This is a genomic window from Bacteroides sp. GM023 (assembly GCF_014750685.1).
Taxonomy (GTDB): domain Bacteria; phylum Bacteroidota; class Bacteroidia; order Bacteroidales; family Bacteroidaceae; genus Bacteroides.
Genome location: NZ_JAAXGE010000007.1, coordinates 348,451 through 373,524, shown reverse-complemented (window position 1 = coordinate 373,524; position 25,074 = coordinate 348,451). Strand labels below are relative to the sequence as shown.

Sequence of the window (25,074 nt, the reverse complement as noted above, 5' to 3'; positions counted from 1 at the left end):
TAAACATACGTCAGAGCATATTACAGAGCCGTTTCCCGTCCTTACGGGCAGAAGGAAACGAAAGTCGGGGAAAGCACCCCGCCACAAGCTACTGACGAACTTCTTCCAAATGTTTCATCCGAAACTCTTTTGGCGTGCACTCGTACTTTTCACGGAACACTTTGAAGAAAGTTACCTTATTGGAGAACCCGGAATCGAACACGATTTCATCAATCGTCTTTTTAGTCGTCAACAGTAAATCCTTCGCGATGTGCAAACGACATTCCTTTATCAAATCCGTCGGACTGTCTTCACCTATTTCTTCCATTTTCCGGTACAGGCTGCGCGGGCTGATTGCCAGCCGGTCGGCAATATAACGGGGAGTCAGTTCTTTGTTCGTTATGTTATCATTGATTATCTTCAGAACCGACTGAAGGAATTTCTTCGATTCCTTATGCGTCAGCTTACCGTCCGACTTTTCAAAAGAACTGATAGGCGAACTGAAGTAGTTCTTCAGCACTTCTTTCCGTTCCATCACCTGCCCTACCGATATACGGAGATATTCCGCATTAAACGGTTTCGTGATATACATCTCCGCTCCTGCCGAAAGTGCCGCCATCTGTTCTTCCATCTCATGCCGTCCGGATACGATTATAATAGGAATATGAGCCGTTTCCTTCACCGCTTTAATTCGTGCCGTCAGTTCAATGCCACTGATTCCCGGCATCATGACATCACAGATTATCACATTCGGATACACTTCGTTCATCACCTGTTCCACCCGTTCGGGGTCTTGCAGGGTGACTACATTAAAATCACCGGAGAAGATTTCTCCGATAAACCACAACATCTCTATCTCATCATCGACCACCAGTAAGGTAGGGCGCATCTTATCAAACTCATAATGAGGAAGTTTCAGGATAGATTGCGTATCTATCTTCGGGATATATTCCGAAGTAATCCGCTTCGTTGCCGGCACTCCGATGGTCGGTTCCATAGCAGGCAGGGTCAAGGTGAACATCACCCAGCCGTCAGAGGTATTTTCCACTTTCAGCGTACCGTTCAGCAACTTCGCCATATTGTATGAGATGGCAAGTCCGAGCCCGTTGCGGGAGAAATTCTTCTCGTCCTGGTTCTCGAAGTTATCCAAAATAGAATATCGGTTGAAGATATGCTGAAAGTCTTTCTCCTTGATGGTACTTCCTTCATTGGCTACGCGGAGCACCAATAGCCCCTCTCCGGTTGTATCCACTTCAATCTTAATGCTTTGCCCGTCGGGAGTATATTTGAACGCATTCGAAATCAGATTGATAATAATCGTATTCAGAAAGCCTTTGTCCGAGTTCCAGGACACGTGTTCGGGTATCTTGCTCAGGAAAGTAATGTTTCTGGATTTCGCCATTTCAACAAAGGTTTTGGCTATTCCCTTCACGATGGACGATACATTTAACGTTTCAATGCGCACTTCCCTGTTACCCGTCTCGATACGGCGGAATTCAATCAGTTCATGAATCAGGTTATTCAGACGTTCGGCGTTGGTCTGAATCATTTGCACGTAGTCTACTACAAATTTACTTAGTCCGTTGGATGAAAGGATACGTCCGCAAGGGCCATAAATCAAAGTCAGCGGAGTGCAGAATTCATGGGCGATATTGGTAAAGAAGCGGAGTTTGGACTCAAATACATTCTTTTGGTGGCGCTTCTCTATCTCGTTCAGCAGTTCCTGCTTTTTGCGCTTGGAACGCAGGATAAACGAACGTATCAACAAAGCAGCCATCAAAAGCAGGCACAAGGCGTAAATCAGATACGCCCACCAGGACGCATACCACGGGTCACCGATACGGATAACCAGGGAATAGACATCGCTTTCCTTATCAAAGACACTATTATAATATTTCACGAGCAACGTATATTCGCCGGGAGCCATATTCGTAAAAGAGACTCCGCTCTCCGAACCGTTGTTCACCCATTGGTCGCTCAGACCTTTCAGTTTATAGAAATAGGTGCAGTTGTTGCCATTCAGATAGTCCACGGAAGCAAAAGAGACGGAGAAGAAGTTTTGGTCGTACTGTAGGTTCAGGACTTCCGTACCTTTTTTGCGGGTAAGAAACTCACCCAGGTTATATTGCTCACCGAAGATAGACAGTTTGTCGAAATAAACGGGCGGCGTATAAAGCTGCTCGGGACGGCCGTCTGCACGGATGGCTACGAATCCATTGATTCCGCCAAAGAACAGTGTACCCGTTTGAGGGTCACGATAGGCTGCTCCGTCGCTGAACTCTACCACTTTCAAGCCATCACCGAAGCCATACGAACGGAAAACATTCCGGCGAGTATCGAAGTTGATTAATCCCAGGTTGGTGCTTAACCAGAAGTTATCGGGTGAGTTTTTGAGAATGGCATGGATGGTGTTGTTCAGGAAGCCATTCTTAGCGTTAAAGAGTTGATAAGAAGTCTCCGAAGTATATTTTATCAGTCCGTAGCTCGTGCCAAAAAGATAATTGTTGCTGCTGTCTTTGTTGATAGCCAGTATATTATTCAGTGTCATGTTCTCATATTTGTGAGTAGACATAGGCTCCAGTCCGTTCGTTGTCTTATTAAAGCGGAACACTCCGTATCCTCTATTACCGAAGAGCAGGCGGGAGTCGTTCTCCGCATGGATAGTAAAGAAATAGTTCGAGCCTAGTTCGCCGTCGTTGATAACATAACGTTGCGCGTCCACGATGACCGGATTGTCCGGTGTTCCGGCAATACGGGCTTTCACCACTCCCATACCGACACTTGCCAGCCATAGTTCGGAATCGGCTGTTTCGTAAATATCGTGTATATATTTGAAGTCTTCGCCTGCTACCTGGACAGGGATGCTTTTGATGCGCTTTTCCTTGTACGAGTAGTAGTTCAAGCCTTCCTCATCACCTATCCAAAGCAGATTTCGGTGGCTTTTGGCAAAACAATAGACAGCGTTGCTTCCTAACGGGCTGTTGGAAGTGGTCAGTATCTCCGCCCGGCAGTCGGAGATATTCTTATCGACTTCATAATCGTAGATTTTAAGAATACCATTTCCCTTTGTGCCTACCCAAAACGTACGGTCGTCATCGAGGTATAGTGCACGCACGGGGCGTTCTATCTTCTCACTATAATTGCTCAGTACCGTTGATTTGATGGAATAGAGAGGGGTGGAATAGAGATAAACACCCTGCCCGTCCGTACCTATCCACACAATATCCTGAAAGCGGTCTTTCTTGAGACAGAACACGCCGCTGTTGATAGGCAACGGCTGAATCTGATAGGTATTTGTTTCCTTTTGTTTCTCTAACAGCAGAATACCGTCCATCAGGAAGCCGACAAAGAAGCTGTCGTGGTAGTGGACGATGGAAGAGATTTTGCCGCGCGCCTGTATCTCTTTGCCCAGGTTGGCAATGAACTCATTCTTTTTGGTCGGGATGTGGAAGGCGTAGAAGTTGTAGTCTTTATCTATATAATAAAGGGATTGTTCGTCGTTAAAGCAGTAAAGTAGTGAGGTCTGATACTGCAAGCTGGTTTTCTGCGGCAGTAAGGTAATATCCCCTGAAATGGCTTCCTGCTGAATGTCATAACAACGGTTGTATCCTTTCATCACTACCCACATACGGTTGTTGCCGTCAATGAAGAAGTCAACGATGTCCGAGATGGGAATTCCCGTGATATTGATTTTCTTGAAAGCGCCTTCGTTCTTATGATAATAATAGATGCAGTTGCTATCCTGGATAATGAACAGATTGCCGTTGTTATCCTTGTTCATAAAGAAGAGTTTCTGAAACTCGTTGTAGTGCGTGAGCGTATTGGTTCGCCGGTCGAGGCGGTTCAATCCGTAGTACGTCTGAATCCAGTAAATTTCGTCACCGGTATACACAATATTGTCAATCAGGTTACCGGATAAGTAATCCTCCTTGTCACGCGTTTTAAATTCTTCGATTTCTTGTCCATCATAAATATTCAGTCCGTCGCAAGTGCCAATCCACATCAGTCCGCGCTCGTCCTGGCACAGAGATGTAATAGAACTGTTGGACATATATTCCTTATCCGCAATCTGCTTCAAGTTATAGGCAGAAGCCGTATGTATCAGCAGGTTAAAGACAGAAACAAGGATAAAAACGATTGGTCTGTTCATAGCGTGTCATTCTTAGATTTGATATATGACAAAGGTAAACAAAAAAACATTCCACACTTTTTTTTGGCAGGGATATAGGTAAGCATTAGCGCCATAGTGGTTAATATTAGCGCCAACAGGTGATTTCCCCACTCCATTCCTGAGAGCACATTCCTTTTCTCCCTATTTTCGTCGTAGAAATTATTTTCAAATCTATAAATTCATTTGTTCATGAAAACACATTTTTCATTTAAACACTTGTTATTTCTTGGAGGTGCCGTGTTGTACACCCTGCAATCTTCTGCTGTAAAGAATCCGGTAGACTATGTCAGCACGCTGGTAGGCACACAATCCAAGTACGAACTGTCCACCGGAAATACGTATCCGGCTACGGCCTTGCCGTGGGGAATGAACTTTTGGACACCACAGACCGGTAAGATGGGCGACGGTTGGGCATACACGTACGATGCCGACAAAATCCGCGGGTTCAAACAGACACATCAACCCAGTCCATGGAACAACGATTATGGCCAGTTTGCCATCATGCCAATCACCGGCGGACTGGTATTCGACCAAGACCGGCGCGCCAGCTGGTTCTCTCACAAAGCGGAAGTCGCCAAGCCTTATTATTATAAGGTATATCTGGCCGACCATGACGTGACCACCGAACTCGTCCCCACCGAGCGTGCCGTCATGTTCCGCTTTACGTATCCCGAAACGAAGAATGCCTATGTCATCCTGGATGCTTTCGATAAGGGTTCTTACGTCAAAGTGATTCCCGAAGAAAACAAGATTATCGGCTATTCGACAAAGAACAGCGGCGGTGTGCCCGAGAACTTCAAAAACTACTTCGTCATACAGTTCGACAAGCCGTTTACTTTCGTTTCAGCTGTTTCGGAGAATAATATTCTTCCGAATGAAACGGAAGCGAAGGGGAACCACACCGGAGCGGTCATCGGATTCGCAACGAAGAAAGGGGAAATCGTCTATGCCCGTGTCGCTTCTTCTTTTATCAGCCCCGAACAGGCGGAACTGAATCTGAAGGAACTCGACAACAAGAGTTTCGACCAACTGGTTGCCAACGGCAGAGACACCTGGAACCGTGAAATGGGCAAGATAGAGATAGAGGACGATAACATCGACAACCTGCGTACATTCTACTCGTGCCTGTATCGTTCCATGCTTTTCCCACGTAGTTTCTACGAGATAGACGCCAAGGGGGAAGTGATGCATTACAGCCCTTACAACGGTAAAGTGCTTCCGGGTTATATGTTTACCGATACCGGATTCTGGGATACGTTCCGCTGCCTGTTCCCTTTCCTCAACCTGATGTATCCGTCGATGAATCAGAAGATGCAGGAAGGACTGGTCAATGCTTATAAAGAAAGCGGATTCCTTCCCGAATGGTCAAGTCCCGGACATCGTGACTCCATGGTGGGCAACAACTCGGCTTCCGTAGTAGCGGACGCTTATATCAAAGGACTGCGCGGATATGATATCGAAACGCTTTGGGAAGCGCTGAAACACGGAACAAGCGCACATCTTCGCGGAACGGCTTCCGGTCGTCTTGGTCACGAATCCTACAATCAACTGGGATATGTAGCCAACAACATCGGAATCGGACAGAATGTAGCCCGCACTCTCGAATATGCTTATAACGACTGGACAATCTACGCACTAGGCAAGAAGCTGGGCAAGCCGGCAAGCGAAATCGACATTTTCAAGAAACGTGCGCTGAATTATAAGAACGTCTATCACCCGGAACGCAAACTGATGGTAGGCAAAAACGACAAAGGGGAATTCAATCCGAACTTTGACGCGGTAGACTGGAGTGGCGAATTCTGCGAAGGTAACAGTTGGCACTGGAGTTTCTGCGTATTCCATGACACACAAGGACTTATCGACCTGATGGGCGGTAGAAAAGAATTCAACACGATGATGGATTCCGTATTTGTGATTCCGGGCAAACTGGGAATGGAAAGCCGCGGCATGATTCACGAAATGCGTGAAATGCAGGTGATGAACATGGGGCAGTATGCACACGGCAATCAGCCGATTCAGCATATGGTATATCTTTATAATTATTCCGGCGAACCCTGGAAAGCCCAGTACTGGGTGCGTGAAATTATGAATAAGTTATACACCGCCGCACCGGATGGTTACTGCGGTGACGAGGACAACGGTCAGACTTCCGCCTGGTATGTATTCTCCGCCTTAGGGTTCTACACTGTTTGTCCGGGAACGGATGAGTATATCGTGGGAACTCCTCTCTTCAAATCGGCAAAACTGCATTTGGAGAACGGAAAAACCATCACCATCAAGTCGGATAATAACCAGCTCGACTACCGGTATGTCAAGGATATGAAGGTGAATGGCAAGTCCTGGTCACGCAATTATCTCACACACGAACAGTTGATGAAAGGTGCTACTATTCAATTCCAAATGAGCCCTGTGCCCAACAAACAACGGGGAATCACAGAAAAAGATGTACCTTACTCTCTTTCATTTGAATAAAATATCGTACTTTTGAAGTCAGAGAATTAATCTATCAAACAAACTATAAAAACATGAAACTAAAGAGCCTTTTATTTATTGCTATTGTTGCGATAGTCTTTTGCGGTTGCCAAAGTAACTATCAGCCTACTTCTATCACTGTTGCTTCCTACAATCTAAGAAACGCCAACGGCGGCGATTCAGTCAAGGGAAACGGTTGGGGACAACGTTACCCGGTCATTGCCCAAATGGTGCAATACCATGATTTCGATATTTTCGGCACACAGGAGTGCTTTATTCATCAGCTGAAAGACATGAAAGAAGCATTGCCCGGTTATGACTATATCGGCGTAGGCCGCGACGACGGCAAAGAGAAAGGTGAACATTCTGCTATTTTCTATCGCACGGACAAGTTTGATGTGATAGAGAAAGGTGATTTTTGGTTGTCGGAAACGCCCGATGTGCCGAGCAAAGGATGGGATGCCGTGCTGCCGCGTATTTGCAGTTGGGGACACTTCAAGTGCAAGGATACCGGTTTCGAATTCCTTTTCTTCAACCTGCACATGGACCATATCGGCAAGAAGGCACGCGTGGAAAGTGCGTTCCTCGTACAGGACAAGATGAAAGAGCTTGGCAAAGGCAAAGAGCTTCCGGCTATCCTGACGGGTGACTTTAATGTAGACCAGACTCACCAGTCTTATGATGCTTTTGTGAGCAAAGGGGTGCTGTGCGACTCTTACGAGAAGGCTGGTTTCCGCTATGCCATCAACGGCACGTTCAACGATTTCGCCCCGAACAGCTTTACGGAAAGCCGTATCGACCATGTGTTCGTTTCTCCGTCTTTCCAAGTGAAAAGATACGGTGTGCTGACGGATACTTACCGCAGCATCGTAGGCAAGGGAGAAAAGAAGCAGGCGAACGACTGCCCGGAAGAAATCGACATCAAGACGTATCAGGCGCGCACTCCTTCAGACCATTTCCCTGTGAAGGTGGAACTGGAGTTTGACCAGCGTCAGCAGAAATAATCTTTGTATCTAGTTATAACCTGAAAATTTCACCACACAACCCGATATTCCTATGAGAAATATATGTTTTGTAGCCTGTATGTTATTTGGCCTTACTTCCGCAGTGGGAAAGACTCCGGGAAATACCCGTTATCTTTCTATTGCCGACTCGATTCTATCTAATGTATTGAATCTCTATCAGACGAATGACCGACTACTGACAGAAACGTATCCTGTCAATCCCGACCAAAAGATTACTTACCTGGCGGGCGGAACGCAGCAGAACGGAACGCTGAAGGCTTCTTTTCTGTGGCCGTATTCGGGGATGATGTCGGGTTGTGTGGCGTTATATAAAGCTACCGGGAACAAGAAGTACAAGAAGATTCTCGAGAAAAGAATTCTGCCGGGAATGGAGCAGTATTGGGATGACAGCCGTCTGCCGGCCTGTTATCAATCGTATCCTACCAAGTACGGGCAACACGGACGTTATTATGACGATAACATCTGGATTGCGCTGGATTACTGCGATTATTACCAACTGACGCACAAGCCCATATCTTTGGAAAAAGCGATTGCACTGTATCAATATATTTACAGTGGATGGAGCGATGAGATGGGCGGCGGTATCTTTTGGTGTGAACAGCAGAAGGAAGCGAAGCATACTTGTTCCAATGCACCGTCGACTGTACTCGGTGTCAAACTGTACCGGCTGACGAAGGATGCCAAATACCTGGAAAAAGCGAAAGAGACTTACGCCTGGACGAAAAAGCACCTGTGCGACCCTACCGACCATCTTTACTGGGATAATGTCAACCTGAAAGGGAAAGTTTCCAAAGAGAAATATGCCTACAACAGTGGACAAATGATTCAGGCAGGTGTATTGCTCTATGAGGAGACAGGGGACGAACAGTACTTGCGCGACGCACAGCAGACAGCTGCAGGAACGGATGCTTTTTTCCGTACAAAAGCCGACATGAAAGACCCGACTGTCAAAGTACATAAAGATATGGCGTGGTTTAACGTGATTTTATTCAGAGGACTGAAAGCTCTGTATAAGGTTGACAAAAATCCGGCGTATGTCGATGCTATGGTAGGGAATGCGCTTCACGCCTGGGAAAATTACCGGGACGAGAACGGACTATTAGGCAGAGACTGGTCGGGACACAACAAGGAGCAGTATAAATGGCTGCTGGACAATGCTTGTCTTATCGAATTCTTCGCAGAGATTTAACCGTTTATTTGAAGGTTGTCTTTCATTTGAAGGTTATCTTTCTGACATTCAAAGCCCAATGAAATGTTTTTCAGCATTTCGCAATATTCTTATTAACCAATTAACCAATACTAACCAATTAAAAAAACGATTACCATGAATATAACTAAAGCCTTTTGCTTGTCTATGGCGCTTTTGGGTGCTACCAATATACAGGCTATGGGGAACAGTGATTTTATCATCCAACAAGATAATACCAAAATCAACAATTATCAGACGAACCGTCCGGAAGCATCGAAACGCCTGTTTGTCTCGCAAGCTGTGGAACAACAGATTGCGCACATCAAGCAACTGCTGACGAATGCCCGCCTGGCATGGATGTTCGAAAACTGTTTTCCAAATACGTTGGATACCACTGTTCATTTTGACGGTAAAGATGATACGTTTGTATATACGGGCGACATCCATGCTATGTGGCTGCGCGATTCGGGCGCACAAGTATGGCCTTACGTCCAACTCGCCAACAAAGACGCGGAACTGAAAAAGATGCTGGCCGGCGTTATCAAACGCCAGTTCAAGTGTATCAATATCGACCCGTATGCCAATGCTTTCAACATGAATTCCGAAGGCGGCGAATGGATGAGCGACCTTACGGACATGAAGCCCGAACTGCACGAACGGAAATGGGAAATCGACTCACTCTGTTATCCTATCCGTCTCGCTTATCATTACTGGAAAACAACAGGAGATGCCAGTGTATTCTCCGACGAATGGCTTGCAGCCATCGCCAACGTCCTGAAAACGTTTAAGGAACAGCAACGAAAAGAAGACGCGAAAGGTCCTTACCGCTTCCAACGCAAGACGGAACGTGCTCTCGACACAATGACTAACGACGGCTGGGGTAATCCTGTTAAGCCTGTCGGACTGATTGCTTCCGCTTTCCGTCCTTCTGACGATGCTACTACTTTCCAGTTCCTCGTTCCGTCTAACTTCTTCGCTGTTACTTCATTGCGCAAAGCGGCTGAAATCCTGAATACGGTCAACAAGAAACCGGATTTGGCCAAACAATGTACTACATTAGCGGACGAAGTAGAAAAAGCCTTGAAAAAGTATGCTGTTTATAATCACCCGAAATATGGCAAAATCTATGCTTTCGAAGTGGATGGTTTCGGCAATCAGTTGTTAATGGATGACGCCAATGTGCCGAGTCTCATCGCTCTGCCTTATCTTGGAGATGTGAAAGTGAGTGACCCTATTTATCAGAATACCCGCAAATTTGTATGGAGTGAGGATAATCCTTACTTCTTCAAAGGTACTGCCGGAGAGGGTATCGGCGGCCCGCATATCGGATATGATATGATTTGGCCGATGAGTATTATGATGAAAGCATTCACCAGCCAAAACGACGCAGAAATCAAGACTTGCATCAAAATGCTGATGGATACGGATGCCGGAACGGGCTTTATGCACGAATCTTTCCACAAGAACGACCCGAAAAATTTCACGCGTTCCTGGTTTGCCTGGCAAAATACGCTATTCGGAGAACTAATCCTGAAACTTGTCAACGAAGGAAAGGTAGACTTACTGAATAGTATCCAGTAAGTTTCTATCCCTATCGTACTGATACAATAAGTGCTTCATACGGTGAAACCAATGGTTCCATGCCTTGGAACTAATAGTTTCACCGCATGGAACAGATAGTTTCATGCCTTGGGAACAAGAGTTTCAAGCGTACGAAACTAAAGTTTCAAGCTGATGAAACTGGAGTTTCTCACCGATGGAACTAAAGTTTCAAGCCGTTGAAACCAAAGTTTCGAACCGTTGAAACTAAAGTTCCGCTTTGCTGGCACCATCGGTTTCAAACTATGAACACTATCTTGACATGGTATAGAGAATAACTTCTCTTATAGCCGGGAAAACAAGATACTCTCTATTTCCGGAATGTGTGACAGCAAAGCTGTTATCACTCTGCCGTCACCCTGTTGTCACAGCATGCTGTCACACTATAATTAACAATCCATCAATTATTTACGCTCAATTATGTGACAGATGACAGCATATTTCTTTTTTTAATTTATATGTAGAAGGATATTACTCCTGAAGCAATCAACTATTAATGTAATACAGACTATATGAAATCAACTTTATTATTCCTATTTGCTACGTCAATAATGGCTTGTACAGCCTATGGGCAATCTTCCAGTCAATCTTCCAATCACAGAGAGAACAAATTACCCGATTGGGCTTTCGGTGGTTTCGAACGTCCGAAGAACGTGAATCCGGTAATATCTCCCATAGAAAATACCAAGTTTTATTGTCCCTTAGCCAAAGATTCTATTGCATGGGAATCGAATGACACCTTCAATCCGGCTGCTACACTCTACAAAGGGGATATTGTCGTATTATATCGTGCGGAAGATAAATCGGGCGTCGGCATCGGTCACCGTACTTCCCGTCTCGGTTACGCAACTTCCACTGATGGTACGCATTTCCAACGGGAAAAAACTCCTGTATTCTATCCTGCCAATGATTCACAAAAAGAGTTGGAATGGCCGGGTGGCTGCGAAGATCCGCGCATTGCCGTAACAGAAGATGGATTGTATGTAATGATGTACACCCAGTGGAACCGCCATATCCCCCGTCTAGCCGTAGCCACTTCCCGTAATCTGAAAGATTGGACGAAGCATGGCCCTGCCTTTGCCAAAGCATTTGACGGGAAGTTCTTCAACCTGGGTTGCAAATCCGGATCTATCCTGACCGAAGTTGTCAACGGGAAGCAGATTATCAAGAAAATCAACGGGAAATACTTTATGTATTGGGGAGAGGAGCATGTATTCGCCGCCACTTCCGATGATTTAATCGACTGGACACCAGTAGTCAACATCGACGGCTCTCTAAAGAAACTATTCTCACCCCGCGATGGATATTTCGACAGCCATCTTACTGAATGTGGTCCTCCGGCTATCTACACGCCGAAAGGTATCGTACTTCTCTACAACGGCAAGAATCACACAGGAAGAGGCGACAAACGCTACACCGCCAATGTCTACGCCGCCGGACAAGCCCTCTTTGACGCCAACGAGCCTACCCGCTTCATCACCCGTCTTGACGAACCTTTCTTCCGTCCGATGGACAGCTTTGAAAAGAGCGGTCAGTATGTAGACGGCACTGTCTTTATCGAAGGAATGGTTTACTTCAAAAACAAATGGTACTTGTACTACGGCTGTGCAGACTCTGAAGTAGGCGTAGCTGTTTATGATCCGAAACGTCCCGCAGCGGCTGATCCGTTGCCATAAGCGATGAAATAACAAACGGTTATTTATAAAAAAGAATATCCTGCTTTCAAATTCTATTCTTTCTAATGAATAGGAATGAAAGCAGGATATTCTTTTGGGATTTTTAAACGGGAATCAATTAAAACTATCTGAATCTAACTACCTATTGAAAACTATCTTTCCTTTATTCATTAATTTTGTTATTCATTTATCTTGTTCAAAACAATCGGTCTGTTTGCCGGAGCTTTACCAAAATTCTTATTGGGTTTCTTTCCCATCACAAACTTTAAAGTACTGCCATTGATAATATCATCGTATGTGATATAACTCTTATTATAAGGTTTAGCGTTCAAGTAAACCTTTTGGATATAAATATTTTCTTTGCTATTGTTGGGGGCTTCTACTGTGAATGTCTTGCCACCACGTACTTTCATTTCGACTTTGTTAAAGCATGGGCTACCGAAAACAAATATACCGTCTGACGGATTCACCTGGTAAAGTCCCATGGATGAAAGAAGATACCACGCAGACATTTGGCCGCAATCTTCATTGCCGATGATTCCGTCCGGTCTATCCGTATAGAATTCATCCATAATGAAACGAACTTTCTCTGCTGTTTTCCATTGTTCGCCGGCATATGCATACAGGTAGGCAACATGATGACTCGGTTCGTTTCCATGCGCGTATTGACCGATAAGTCCGGTAATGTCACTGGATGCACCTTCGCCCATGCTGTCGTTGTTGGTGAAGAAGTTATCGAGCTTTGCGACAAACGGTTTGTCGCCACCGAATAATTCGATTAATCCATACGGGTCTTGCGGGGCAAAGAATGTGTATTGCCAGCCGTTACCCTCGCAGAAGTCTCCGACGGTGTGGATGGAACGTGCCGGATCATAAGGAGTGCGCCAAGAGCCGTCATCCAACTTCGGGCGGATGAAGTGGATGGAAGAGTCAAAGTAGTTCTTATAGTAATGCGCACGTTTGGCGTAAGTTGCCGCATCTTCGAGCTTTCCCATTTTACGTGCCATGGCGGCAATGCCCCAATCATCTACTGCATATTCCATGGCTATCGAAGTAGCTTCATGGACTTTGTCGGCAGGGATATATCCTTTTTTCATCACATAAGGGATGCCGTTTTGCTTTTCATAAGTAGCAGTCGCTTTCATCGCTTGCAACGCCTCTTCCGCATCGAATCCGGTAAATCCTTTCAGATAAGCATCGGCAATCACAGGCACGGAGCTATAACCCGGCATCTGATTGGTTTCGCCACTCATCAAAGGCCATATGGGGAGTTTATCCTGCTGGCGGTAGATGGAAAGCATAGAATTGACTACATCGTCTACCATTTCGGGCTGAACGATAGTCATCAGAGGATGCAGAGCACGGTAGGTATCCCATAAAGAAAGGGTGGTGTAGTTGGCTTTCTTCGGGTCGGTGTAAATCATGTCGTTCATACCTCTGTATTCGCCATTTACGTCACAATAGAGTGTAGGAGCAATCATGGTATGATAGTGTGCGGTATAGAAGATACGTTTGGCAGGCTCGTTATCTGTTTCGACGCTCATTCTTGCCAGTTCTTTATTCCATCGGTCGGCACTCATCTTTACTATTTTGTCAAAGTCCCAATGAGAAAGTTCCGCTTGCAGATTCATGGCTGCATTGGCACAACTCACGGAAGAGAGGGAGACTTTAATCTTTACCTCTTTTACATTGCCAAAAGTGAGGACACTTTTTACAGATGCCACTTTCAGTTGCTCCCAGGGCTTCGGGGTGTTGTCATCATAGGCGGTAAACTGCTCTATCTTCTTGTCACTCTTCAGTACAAAATAAACTTTACGGGAAGGGCTCCAGCCTCTTACGTAGCGGTAGCCTTCTACTGTATAATCGTCTATCTTGCGGATATAACTATCATAGGCGTTCGAGCCGTTCCCTTCACGCAGGTCTATCAATATGGAAGCCGGTTTACCTTCAGGATATGTGTAGCGATGGAAGCCTACACGGTCTGTTGCTGTCAGTTCCGCTTTGATGTTATAACGGTCGAGAAGTAAGGAGTAATATTCGGGACGGGCTGTTTCGTTGTCGTGCGAATAGCGGGAAGCATAGCCGTCACGTATATCATTCTGGTTTCCCCTGGGAGTGCGGATTTCATTCAAAGGCATAATGAGGATGTCGCCTAAATCGGTACATCCCGTACCATTCAGATGGGTATGGGAGAAACCTATCAAGATACTGTCGGAGTAATGATAGCCGGAGCACCAGTCCCAACCTTTATGGATATTGTTAGGCCCCAGTTGCACCATTCCGTAAGGAACGCTTGTCCCTACAAATACATGTCCGTGATAGCCGGAACCGATATAAAGGTCTACATATTGGAGCAGTCCTTCACTTTTTGAATAATCACGTTGTGCAACTCCATTTCCCGCTGCAAGTAAAAAGCAGGAAGTAAGTGCGAGTAGTTTAAATGCCTTCATTCGTATTTTTCTTTGGTAGATTTGAATATAGTAATTAGCGAATGATGCAAATATAACAGGTATTGGGGAATTTACAGGCTGTCACTGAAATTAACTGAAGAAATGGCAGCCAGATTTACTCTTTTGGCAAAAAGAAAAAGGATTTGCACTGATTAAAACAGTTCAAATCCTTTCCATAAATTTCCTTCGGGAAGAGGAGCTTCAAGCTCTATCAGTTCCTTGGATACCGGATGCGTGAATCGCACCCTCCGGGCGTGCAGGCAAATGCTGCCATCGGGATTGGAGCGTGGAGAACCATATTTCAAGTCTCCCTTGATGGGGCATCCCATCTTTGCCAACTGGCAACGAATCTGATGATGGCGTCCGGTTTTCAAATCAACTTCGAGCAGGTAATAATTCTCCGAACGGCCGATTAAGCGGTAATCTAAAATCGCCTTCTTGCTTTTCGGTACTTCTTTATCGTACGCATAACTCTTGTTCTGCTTCTCATTGCGCAACAGGAAATGTACCAGTTCGCCTTCCGTTTCTTTCGGAGCGTTCTTCACGACTGCCCAATAGGCCTTCTTCACCTCACTGGTGCGGAACATCTCATTGAGACGGGTCAGTGCCTTACTCGTTTTTGCAAATATAACAAGACCGCTTACGGGGCGGTCCAGCCGATGTGTCACACCGATGAAAACATTGCCGGGTTTCTGATACTTCTCTTTCAGGTACTGCTTTACAGTTTCCGAAAGTGGTGTATCGCCCGTCTTGTCTGCCTGGACAATCTCGGAAGCGGTCTTGTTGACTACAATGATATGGTTGTCTTCGTATACAACAGTCATTCTGTTCGATTACATATTCATACCACCATCTACCTGAATCACTTGTCCGGATACGTAAGAAGACATATCGGAAGCAAGGAAGGTAGCGATGTTTGCCACATCTTCAGGAGTACCACCACGACGCAAAGGAATTTTCTTTGCCCATTCTGCTCTCACTTCGTCAGAAAGAGCGGCAGTCATATCTGTCAGGATGAATCCCGGAGCGATAGCGTTGGCACGGATGCCACGAGAACCGAGTTCTTGTCCGATAGACTTTGCCAATGCAATCATACCGGCTTTGGAAGCTGCGTAGTTAGCCTGTCCTGCATTACCATGAACACCTACTACAGAGGCCATATTGATAATGCTACCTGCTTTCTGACGCATCATGACAGGCGTACAAGCGTGAATGAAGTTAAATGCGGACTTCAGGTTCACATTGATGACCATATCCCATTGCTGTTCGCTCATACGCATCATCAGACCGTCGCGAGTGATACCGGCATTGTTTACCAGAATATCAATGCGTCCGAAGTCTTTATGAATTTCTTCTACGACTTTGGCTGTATCTTCAAAGTTAGCAGCATTGGAAGCGTAACCTTTGGCTTTCACGCCAAATGCTTCAAGTTCTTTGGCTGTATTTTCTGCGTTTTCGTCAATGACAAGGTCAGTAAATGCAACGTTTGCACCTTCGGCAGCAAACTTCAGAGCGATAGCCTTACCAATACCGCGGGCAGCACCGGTTACAATGGCTGTTTTTCCGTCTAATAATCCCATACTAAAAGTTATTTAATTAATGTTCTGTTCTATGCAGTGCGCCAAACACAATGTTGGACACATATCTATTTCTTGTATCTTCATCCAGGTGTGCGCCTATATGTCCACGGATATACGGGACTTCGATTCCTTTCACACAATAATGTATCAAATCGGCTGTCATCTCTACGTCGTCAATGCGGAACACTCCTTTGGCCTGTCCTTCCAGGAGCACCGCCTTAAAGAGTTGCACTTCCTTCGCATCGAATTTCTTACGTACTTTCTCTACACGCCAAATATCACGGAAGAAGTAAGCACGCAACGTCCCGTTCCGGTAAACGACTTCTTTCACCGCATCCAGCCGGGTATATATCAACTCCAGCAGTTTCTCGTCCGGGGAGATATTCTTTTCTGCTACCCGCTTCATCATATCCGACAGCATATCCAGTTCTGATTCTACAACAGCTAAATATATTTCATCCTTACTTTTAAAATAGGTATACAGAGTCCTTCTACCTTTTTTAGAAGCAAGAGCGATATCGTTCATAGTCGTGTTCTCTACCCCCATCTTCGCAAAAAGCTGACGGGCAACATCTACTAACTTGGCTTTTGTCTTGGATACGGTCATAGGTTACAAATTGCACATTGCTGAATATTTTGAGCAAAAGTAATTCTTTTCTTTAGACCATACAAGAAAACAGAGAGAATATTAACATTTGTATATTAATAGGTACTAAAAAAAAGTTTCCATATTACTCTACTCATTTTCAGCTATATAAGAGAAAATAGATTATTTATTAGAAAAATATTCTGCAAATAATTTGTATATTCCAAATAATGCCGTACCTTTGCACCCGTTAAACATCGCGGAGTGGAGCAGTTGGTAGCTCGTTGGGCTCATAACCCAAAGGTCATTCGTTCGAGTCGGATCTCCGCAACTAAGATAAAGAAGAATCGCAGAAATGCGGTTCTTCTTTTTTATGACGATTCTTCCCTACTGGTTTTATTCACAACCCCGTTTTAGTTATCAACAAGGATATTAACAGAGTTATTAACAGGTTAATTTATTAGGGATAAGGCAATTAACCATATTCGGCTATTTTCTGTCAACAGGTTACGATTTAGTTATTCACTGTGATGTATACGGTCGCCGGGGATATTCGGGAGAGAAAAGGAAGTTCCTTAAAAAGCAAGTAGATAAAAGACAAGTAAATAATAAAAGCCGGTTAGTTCTAGTATGAGCTAATCGGCTTTTATTTTATTCCGTAGAAGATGGCTTATTAATGTTTATAGAATTTCAGAACCTTTTCCGCATAGCGTTTTCCTAATAATAATTGTCCCTCGGTATTGAAATGAGGGTCTGTTTCATCCTTGTACCATCCCAAGCCTTTCGAAGATACCCAATCGGAGTTGGGGATAAATGAAGATACTTTCTTTATCATTTTATTAAAAGGTACTGTTCCTGCTTCTCTTTTCGTCCAGTTCCATTGAGATATTTGCCCTACGATAACCGGCAAATCCGGCATGCCCAAATCCTCGCGCAAGTCTTTCATCAGAGAGATGAGTTTTTGTTTGTATGCTTCGGGGTTGGAGCAATCGGCTTCACCTTGATGCCATAGAATTGCTTTCAGAACACCACCCTGCTGCACGGCAATCCGAATCCGGGAGATGGCTTCTTCGTAATATCCGTCTTTACTGCCTTTCAGCCAGGAATTGATAGAAGAGCCGCCACGCGCGTTCACTACCAAGCCGACGGGACATTTCACCTGACGGGACATTTCTTTGGCAAAGCCATAGGCCGGTCCCAAACGTTGCATTGACATGTCTTTCCGGATGGTAGAATAACGGTTCAGGGGATTTACTGCCGGTTCGAAACTTCCTTTCTCATTCAGTAGATACACATTTTGCAGAGTATCCATGACTTCCGGTGTCAATGTTGCACGGCCTGCCATATTGGATTGTCCGATGCATACATACAAATCCAGTGAGGACGGAACAGTCTCCTTTCCATTCCCGGCAAAAGCAAACAGGGAGTGTACAAGCAGAAAAGACAATAAATAAATAGTTCGTATCATTTTACAGTGTTTATGATTAATAGTTTCTATAGATACGGATGGCGTTCAGTATAGTCTCTCCCTCTTTTTTATGGAAGTCGATATTCAATCCTTTTCCGTCTTTCACCGTTACTATAAATTTCTTGATTACAGCACGGGCATAGCCATAATCACGGGCGATATTGAGGTCGTCTAAAACAGTTGTTCCATTGATTGAGATTCCGAAACGGCGATTTCCGACAAGCGTCTGTTCCGAATCGGCTCCCAAATTATAAATCAAGGCTTCTTTCTCTTTGTCCGAATCCAATTCTGCCCAATACAAAGATACTGAATATTCCCCGTCCGGCACATCGGCTTTAAAAGATTCGATGCCGACACGTTGGGTTTGGAAGACTGGATTCATATCCGTTCCGAAAATGTCAATATCTGAACCGAGCATAGTGCCGAAGCCTGTTTTACGTCGATAAGGAGTTCCACCGACAAATCCCCAGCTTCCCGGTTTATATTCCTGTTCGGGAATCCATGCTACATTGGCGGCACGGTCTTCAAAATATCTCGGAGAGCCCAGCATTACATTCATTTCCGTGAATGGCAGGGTATTGTCTCTCAATTGCGAGCCTATTAACTGAAACCGAATTTCGAGCATGTCATGCAATTTCGTATCACCTGTTACCGCAAAGGCTTCTAATTGATTTTCCCCATTGACGAACGGCACGTTAAAAAGTGCATAACCACTTTCTATCTTCTTCTTTCCCAGGCTTTTATTATTGGCAAACAATTCGACTTCCTCTGCATTGGAGAACACAGGAATCGACTGAATACATTCTTTCTGTTCCGTATTCACAACACCGCCGCGGGTTTTCCATTCCCTGTTACCGATAACAAGCATCGGACGACGAATCAAGGCTGCTTTATAAAACAAATAGGTGTCCTTCACTTCCCGGTCTAATCCGAGAACACCTTTATTATTGACATGAGGAACTGCGTCAACACGGGATTCGGAATAGAAATCATTCAGATTCCACAAGCTGGAGCCTGCTATAAAAGGACGTTTCATCATTTCATTAAGGTAATGCTTATGATAGATTAGTCCGTATTCCTGCGAGAAGTCAAAACGCTCCGGTTGGTAGGAATGTGTACGCGGGTCTACGCCCGGGCCGTATTCCGTAACCATCAACACTTTTCCCTTATACATTTTATGAGCACGGTCGAGCAGGCGTTGAAATTCATTGATATCCGGTTCATACCAACCCTGATACAGGTTCCAACCCTGAATCATCGGGATTTCCGTCAGATGGGCATCTTCGTAGAATTGAGGAGCGTTGTGATAGGCCATCATGGTATATCTTGAAGGGTCTTCCTTACGTATGGTTGCTTCCAGGGAACGGGCTACTTTTTCAGTAAAATGATAGTAGTCTTCGAGTTGCTTGCCTTCGGTATAGGGACGGCGCAGGAAAATCTCATTCATATATCCCCAAATCATGATAGAAGGGCGGTTGAAGTCCTGACGTACCATTTCTTTTGCCATTTCAACGGAGTTGTTCAGAAATTCTTCCGTTTCTGTAACGGCATTGACAACGGGTATTTCAACTGAAGTAACAATACCCAGTTTGTCACACATCTCCATGATGACAGGGTCTTGCGGATAATGCGAAACACGCAGGAAGTTTCCGCCCATTTCTTTCAGCAAGAGTACGTCCTGTACATGCAGTTCGTCGCGTAGCGCATTTCCTTTTTGGAAGTAATCCTGGTGACGGGCAGTACCAATCAGTTTGCGCCATTTACCATTCAGGAAAAAACCTTTTTCCGAATCAAATTCAAACCAGCGAAGACCTAAGGGATTTACGACTTCATCGAGTAAGGTTCCTTTTCTTTTATCAAGGATACGTGTATATACTATATAACGATAAGGGTCGTCTATATCCCACAAGCGGGGGGAGTCTATTTTTATCTTTTTGGATACGTCTGTCTTGGTTTCGCCGGATGCCAGTTTGACTTCCGTACTGGTTTTCCTGACCTCTTTGCCGTCGGCATCGCAGATTATGTTTTCTACAATGACTTCCGTAGTTTGAGACAGTTCGTTCGTCAGCAGAGTGGTTATTTCTACCGATGCTGCGGATTTGTTTACTTCGGGGGTACGGAGATAGACTCCCGATGAAGCGTAGTCATTCGTCGCAATGTGTACGGGATTCATAAATTGCAGATAGACATCGCGATAGATACCGCCAAAAAAGGTAAAGTCAGCGGATAAGGGCGGGATATTGGGATTGTAGACGTTGTTCACGCAAATGGCAAACAGGTTCTCCTGTCCATAGCGAAGATTAGGAGTGATGTCAAAGCAGAAACGGGTATATCCGCCTTTATGTTCCCCAATGAATTGCCCGTTCAGATAAAGTTGTACTTCCTGATTGGCACCTTCAAAGTAAATAATAGCCTGACGTCCTTCCTGACTCTTGTCGACAAACAATTGTTTCCGATACCAGGCCGGCCCTCGATAGAATCCCGGAGTTTCATCGTCTGCATCTTTATCATTCCAGGTATGAGGTATATTGACTGTCTCCCAGGAAGAATCGTCGCAGTTATCCAACTGCGCTTCAAACGGAGAACCTTTTGTAAACTTCCATCCGTCGTTAATTGTGTATATCACACGCTGTTGCGCCTGTACCCATCCCACAATAAACAACATAATAAAGATATAGAGAAACTTCTTCATAATCTAAAAACACTTATAGTTAAAACTTTATTTTCATCTCTTCACCCATGTAGGCACATTCCTTATTCTCAAGAACAGTTCCTTCAGGCAGATATAATTTCACATGCATTTTTACCTGTTCCGGCATGCCGGGATAGTTGCCTTCACGCATACCGATAGTCAATGTCCGTTCCGCATCTTTCCATTGCATCGGAACTTGTGAGCAGATACCTTCCTCATAACGGTAGGAATCACCTTCATCCTCATACCATAGGAAGGAAGCATCTGTTCCGCCATAAATACGAAGTTCCAGTTCACGGTCGGGATATTCCATTGCATATTGTTTCACTTCTGCCAAAGGAAGAATGGAGCCGGCTTTCACATACAGAGGAAGTATGTCCGTGATATTGGCCTGTATGTGTTCTTTTCCACCGTCCAAGGGTTGCCCTGTCCAAAAGTCATACCAATACTTGCCTTCATGCTCCGGCAGGTAGACGGTGACATTCTTTTCTTCCGATTGCGGATGAAATACCGGACGTACTAAGAAAGACGTACCGAACATATAGGCATTGTCAATGTCAAAAGTCCGGGTATCTGTTGTAAAGTCCATTGCCAGTCCTCGCAATAGGGTATAATTGTTGGCCGTTACTTGATGAGACATTGAGTAAATGTAAGGCAGCAGGCGATAACGCAAGTTGATATATTTCACCTGATTGTCATAGTAAAGTGTTCCTTTCTCACCAAACTGCCATACTTCACGCGGTACATTCGTGCCGTGGGCACGGAAAATCGGAGTGAATGTACTGAATTGGAACCAGCGCGAATACAGTTCTTTGTAATCATTACTTTTCAGTCCGTCGGGGTATTTGGCGTCACGTTCGGTGACGAAGAAACCACCGGTGTCGGAAGTCCAGTACGGAATGCCGGACATGGATAAGTTGAGTCCGGCAACCAGTTGTTTGTGCATATTCTCCCAAGATGCCGAGACATCGCCCGACCATACGGCCGTGCCATAATGCTGTTGCGAGGCAAAGGCGGAACGGGTAAGGATAAATACACGTTTCTGATTGCTTTCAGTCCGCAGGCGTTGATAGAAGTCTTTCAGCATTTCCAAAGAATAGGTATTCAGATAACGATGGAAGCTACCCAAGCAGGTGTTCCCTGCCGATTTCGTTTTTTCTTCCTGTTTCAACTGGGTAAACCCATCACGGAAAGAAGGTTCCGTTGCGTCCATCCACCAGGCATCCACACCCATATCGTAGAGTCCCTTCTTCAGGTATTGCCAAAAGATAGTCCGTGCGGCAGGATTATAAGCATCAAAAACTTTATAACCCGCCCATGTAGGTTCATTAAACAATGCTCCGATGGAATCCAGCGAGTGGTACACTGCCGTTTCAGGACCGAAACCAGGCCATACGGAAAGCATGAAGTGGACATTATCCTGTTGATGCAGTTCGTCAATGACCTGCCGGGGGTTATCAAAATGAGCCGGATGGAAGGCTAGGCTGTTCCAATGGGGTTTGTCTCCCCAGTATTCCCAATCCTGCACGATATTATCCAAAGGGATTCCCCGTTTACGATATTCCTTTACGACTGCTTTCAGCTCATCGAACGATTTATAACGTTCCTTGGATTGCCAAAAGCCGTACACCCATTTTCCAAACATCGGCACGTCTCCCGTCAACTCCCGGTAACCGGAAACGACTTCATCCATATTCTTGCCATATACGAAGTAGTAATCGGAAGCATCACCTACCTCGGAAGTAAATGAATAGCCTTCATTCGTATCTTCAAATTTTGTGGAGGAGTAGTTATCCCATAAGATACCGTATCCGTTGGTCGAGACAAGGAACGGATTTACAATATCCATATTTGCCTGTAAGAGAAGCACAGACTTTCCACGGTAGTTCATAACACCGTTCTGATACTGTCCAAGTCCGTAAATAGCCTCATCGGCAGTAGGCATAAAGCGCTGGGTTACTTCGAGACATTGCTCGCCACCGGCTTCCGAACGTTTGAAGTTTCGTGCCTTTTTACGGTCTTTTTCTTTTAACAGCAATCTACCTGTCGATACTTCCTGAAAAGCAAAGGCAGCATCCGCCTTGTCAAAAGTCACGGAAAGTTCATGGGTGCGAAAGACGAATGCCTGTTTCGTTTCTTCCCATTTATAATCGTTGAATGCCGGCTTCTCCGCATTGACAACCAGTCTTTTTGTGACCAAGGTATCACCTTCGGGATAAGATAAAACCCGTACGCATCCCGCCGACATAAATTCAATCCTATATTGAATGCTGTCGCAGATAAAAGAACAACCTCTGCTATCTTCATGTACCGAAGAGGAACATCCGAACCATGAAAGCGCGGATAAAACCAATAACCAATATTTCAAACTCTTCATCAATAGATTTATTTGACTGTGTAGATATTATAGCCTAATGACAAATTACGGATGACGACGTTTCCTTTCAAATAGAAAGTAGGCATGTTAAATCCGTTGACGATATTGTCTTTATACAATTCCACTTTCGCGCTCTTCCACTCTCCTGTATTATCGGTACGTATCCGGGACACGATTTTGAACGGTTCTTTCGGTTCGCGCAACGTGGACGACCGAATAAAGAGGGATTCATTTCCTTTATCCAGGTATTCAAAATACAGGTATCCGACATAATTATTCATCTGTAGCTTGGAAACTAACTCTTGGGGCAGGGATATGGAAAGCGTTTCTTCGGCTGTATATCCACCGGATTTACGTTTTCCCTGAATCTTCATATCCGACTCACGCAAACGTTTCATCTCAACGGTCAGGGCTGATTTCGCTGTCTTGACATCGTTCTCTATTTGAGACAGCAGACCTATCGCTACCGGATAGCGCCCCTGGCTAATCAACAATGCTGCTTTGTCAAGCGAACGATGGCAGGCGGATACATCCATTTTCGTCTTTTCCAAGAAGCGGGCTTCTTTCCGCAAACGGAAAAGCATCAATGGCAAGGTCAAGCCACGTTCGTCCGCTTGTTCTCCCTTGAATTCTGCGGCATACTTCAAAGTGGTACGCAATTCCCGGTCACCGTTCTCGATGGTCGGTTCAATCTCATGTCCCTCAGTGTAATCGCTCCAGGAAGCGATAAACATCATATCCAGGCTGTCTTTCTCCGCCATACAGAATTTCCACATACTGCTATATGTTTCTCCGTTATTGCGGGGGATATAATAGAAGTGTCCGCGTCCCCAGCCTGCACATCCCCGGTTATCCATGCCGGGCATGGCAAATCCTGATTTGATGGTATAGGCAGGATTGTTACTGTGCCAAATCGAATCACGGAAAGGTTTCATAAATTCGATAACATCATCCTGAGTAGCGTAATTGTCCCATTCGGCATGTTCCTGGTCTCTTGACCGGACACGTGCGGGAAGCCATGCGGTCGGGATTTCTCCGATTTGTTTCCATGCATCCATTTCATCACTGCGGGTGACGGGGATGTATTTGTTATCCTCCAGTTTTCCCCAATCAGCCCACCGGCGCAAGGCAACGGGCTGTTTCATACCTTGAGGTAGTTTTACTTCTGATAATATTTTCCGGTATTCATCGACTTTCGCTCCCGGGCCGAAGTGGTAGAAAACGGGCATTCCTTTTACAACAGGTGCGGTGGGGCCGGTGAAAACACTATCAACAAGATATTGATAGCATTTCGCCATGTATTCTGTCTTGGCTTCACGGGTGTTGACTTGCGGATAGATTTTAGTAATCCAGTCATAATACAGCCAGCCGTCACACCAGTTTACGCCTATTTCAAAGTCATACTTCGCCGCCACTTTCTGCATTTCACGCAGCAAGATGTCATTCTCATGAGGTTTGAATCCCCATTCGATAAAGAAGCCGTCTATCTTGGCTGCTTTGGCCGACAATATCTGATATTCGATATAGTCGAAGTCCAGGTTTGACTGCATCCCGACTTGCGGATAAGCGACTGCCGCGATTTCATGCCGTCCTTCACTGTCTATCAGGTCGGCATTGTAACATAGCGATTTTCTTCCGGTACTTGATTTTTCCGTATTGGCATACATCTCCCAACGCCCCAGTTTACCATCATGCTGACGGGTATAGCGCACACCATGAAAGTCTGCATATACTTTCTTTCCGTTCTGTGCCCAAGCCTGTACGGCTGAAAACATCAATATTAAAAGAAGAAATTTCCTCATTGTATCAA

Annotated in this window: 14 protein-coding genes and 1 tRNA gene; 6 read left to right on the top strand and 9 right to left on the bottom strand. The window is 45.1% G+C overall.

Translation table 11 applies throughout. The features are described 5' to 3' along the window. Nucleotides 1–88: 88 nt before the first annotated feature. On the bottom strand, nt 89–4,129 hold the full coding sequence (locus HC965_RS16760; RefSeq protein ID WP_191032527.1) for a response regulator: 4,041 nt from the start codon (nt 4,127–4,129) through the stop codon (nt 89–91). Between the two features lie 210 nt (nt 4,130–4,339). Between HC965_RS16760 and HC965_RS16755 the strand changes: the two genes are divergently transcribed. The 5 genes from HC965_RS16755 to HC965_RS16735 all read left to right on the top strand — a co-directional run bounded on the left by HC965_RS16755 (nt 4,340) and on the right by HC965_RS16735 (nt 12,111). Beyond that, complete coding sequence (locus tag HC965_RS16755) at nt 4,340–6,622, top strand: GH92 family glycosyl hydrolase (RefSeq protein ID WP_191032526.1); 2,283 nt, start codon at nt 4,340–4,342, stop codon at nt 6,620–6,622. 53 nt (nt 6,623–6,675) lie between these two features. Further along, on the top strand, nt 6,676–7,626 hold the full coding sequence (locus HC965_RS16750) for an endonuclease/exonuclease/phosphatase family protein (protein WP_191032525.1): 951 nt from the start codon (nt 6,676–6,678) through the stop codon (nt 7,624–7,626). A 52-nt stretch (nt 7,627–7,678) separates the two neighbouring features. Continuing rightward, nucleotides 7,679–8,836 carry a glycoside hydrolase family 76 protein gene (locus HC965_RS16745; RefSeq protein WP_191032524.1) on the top strand — a complete coding sequence of 386 codons (1,158 nt, stop codon included), beginning with the start codon at nt 7,679–7,681 and terminating at the stop codon, nt 8,834–8,836. 135 nt (nt 8,837–8,971) lie between these two features. Beyond that, nucleotides 8,972–10,417, top strand: coding sequence for a glycoside hydrolase family 125 protein (locus tag HC965_RS16740; RefSeq protein ID WP_191032523.1), 1,446 nt, complete (start codon nt 8,972–8,974; stop codon nt 10,415–10,417). 530 nt (nt 10,418–10,947) lie between these two features. Then, nucleotides 10,948–12,111: a glycoside hydrolase family 130 protein gene (locus tag HC965_RS16735; protein WP_191032522.1), complete on the top strand. Its 1,164-nt coding sequence runs from the start codon at nt 10,948–10,950 to the stop codon at nt 12,109–12,111. A gap of 179 nt (nt 12,112–12,290) precedes the next feature. Here the strand turns inward: HC965_RS16735 and HC965_RS16730 are convergent, their stop codons facing one another. From HC965_RS16730 to HC965_RS16715, 4 genes are all read right to left on the bottom strand, one after another. Then, nucleotides 12,291–14,561, bottom strand: a complete 2,271-nt coding sequence (locus HC965_RS16730) for a GH92 family glycosyl hydrolase (RefSeq protein ID WP_191032521.1) — start codon at nt 14,559–14,561, stop codon at nt 12,291–12,293. 152 nt (nt 14,562–14,713) lie between these two features. Next, nucleotides 14,714–15,385 carry an RluA family pseudouridine synthase gene (locus HC965_RS16725; RefSeq protein ID WP_191032520.1) on the bottom strand — a complete coding sequence of 224 codons (672 nt, stop codon included), beginning with the start codon at nt 15,383–15,385 and terminating at the stop codon, nt 14,714–14,716. Between the two features lie 9 nt (nt 15,386–15,394). Continuing rightward, nucleotides 15,395–16,141, bottom strand: a complete 747-nt coding sequence (gene fabG, locus HC965_RS16720) for a 3-oxoacyl-[acyl-carrier-protein] reductase (RefSeq protein WP_191032519.1) — start codon at nt 16,139–16,141, stop codon at nt 15,395–15,397. A gap of 16 nt (nt 16,142–16,157) precedes the next feature. Next, nucleotides 16,158–16,748 carry a TetR/AcrR family transcriptional regulator gene (locus tag HC965_RS16715; protein WP_191032518.1) on the bottom strand — a complete coding sequence of 197 codons (591 nt, stop codon included), beginning with the start codon at nt 16,746–16,748 and terminating at the stop codon, nt 16,158–16,160. Between the two features lie 237 nt (nt 16,749–16,985). Between HC965_RS16715 and HC965_RS16710 the strand changes: the two genes are divergently transcribed. Continuing rightward, nucleotides 16,986–17,058: transfer RNA gene (locus HC965_RS16710), tRNA-Met, on the top strand. A 342-nt stretch (nt 17,059–17,400) separates the two neighbouring features. On the opposite strand, the gene HC965_RS16705 is transcribed toward HC965_RS16710, so the two are convergent. The 4 genes from HC965_RS16705 to HC965_RS16690 are packed head-to-tail and all read right to left on the bottom strand — an operon-like array spanning nt 17,401 to nt 25,066. Further along, nucleotides 17,401–18,195 (bottom strand): sialate O-acetylesterase, encoded by a 795-nt coding sequence (locus tag HC965_RS16705; RefSeq protein WP_191032517.1) that lies wholly within the window; start codon nt 18,193–18,195, stop codon nt 17,401–17,403. Nucleotides 18,196–18,211: 16 nt separating this feature from the next. After that, nucleotides 18,212–20,887 (bottom strand): glycoside hydrolase family 2 TIM barrel-domain containing protein, encoded by a 2,676-nt coding sequence (locus HC965_RS16700; RefSeq protein WP_191032516.1) that lies wholly within the window; start codon nt 20,885–20,887, stop codon nt 18,212–18,214. A gap of 19 nt (nt 20,888–20,906) precedes the next feature. Beyond that, nucleotides 20,907–23,264, bottom strand: coding sequence for a TIM-barrel domain-containing protein (locus HC965_RS16695; protein ID WP_191032515.1), 2,358 nt, complete (start codon nt 23,262–23,264; stop codon nt 20,907–20,909). Between the two features lie 8 nt (nt 23,265–23,272). Continuing rightward, the gene (locus HC965_RS16690) at nt 23,273–25,066 is read right to left on the bottom strand and encodes a glycoside hydrolase family 71/99-like protein (protein WP_191032514.1); all 1,794 of its coding nucleotides are present in this window, start codon (nt 25,064–25,066) and stop codon (nt 23,273–23,275) included. Nucleotides 25,067–25,074: the final 8 nt, after the last annotated feature.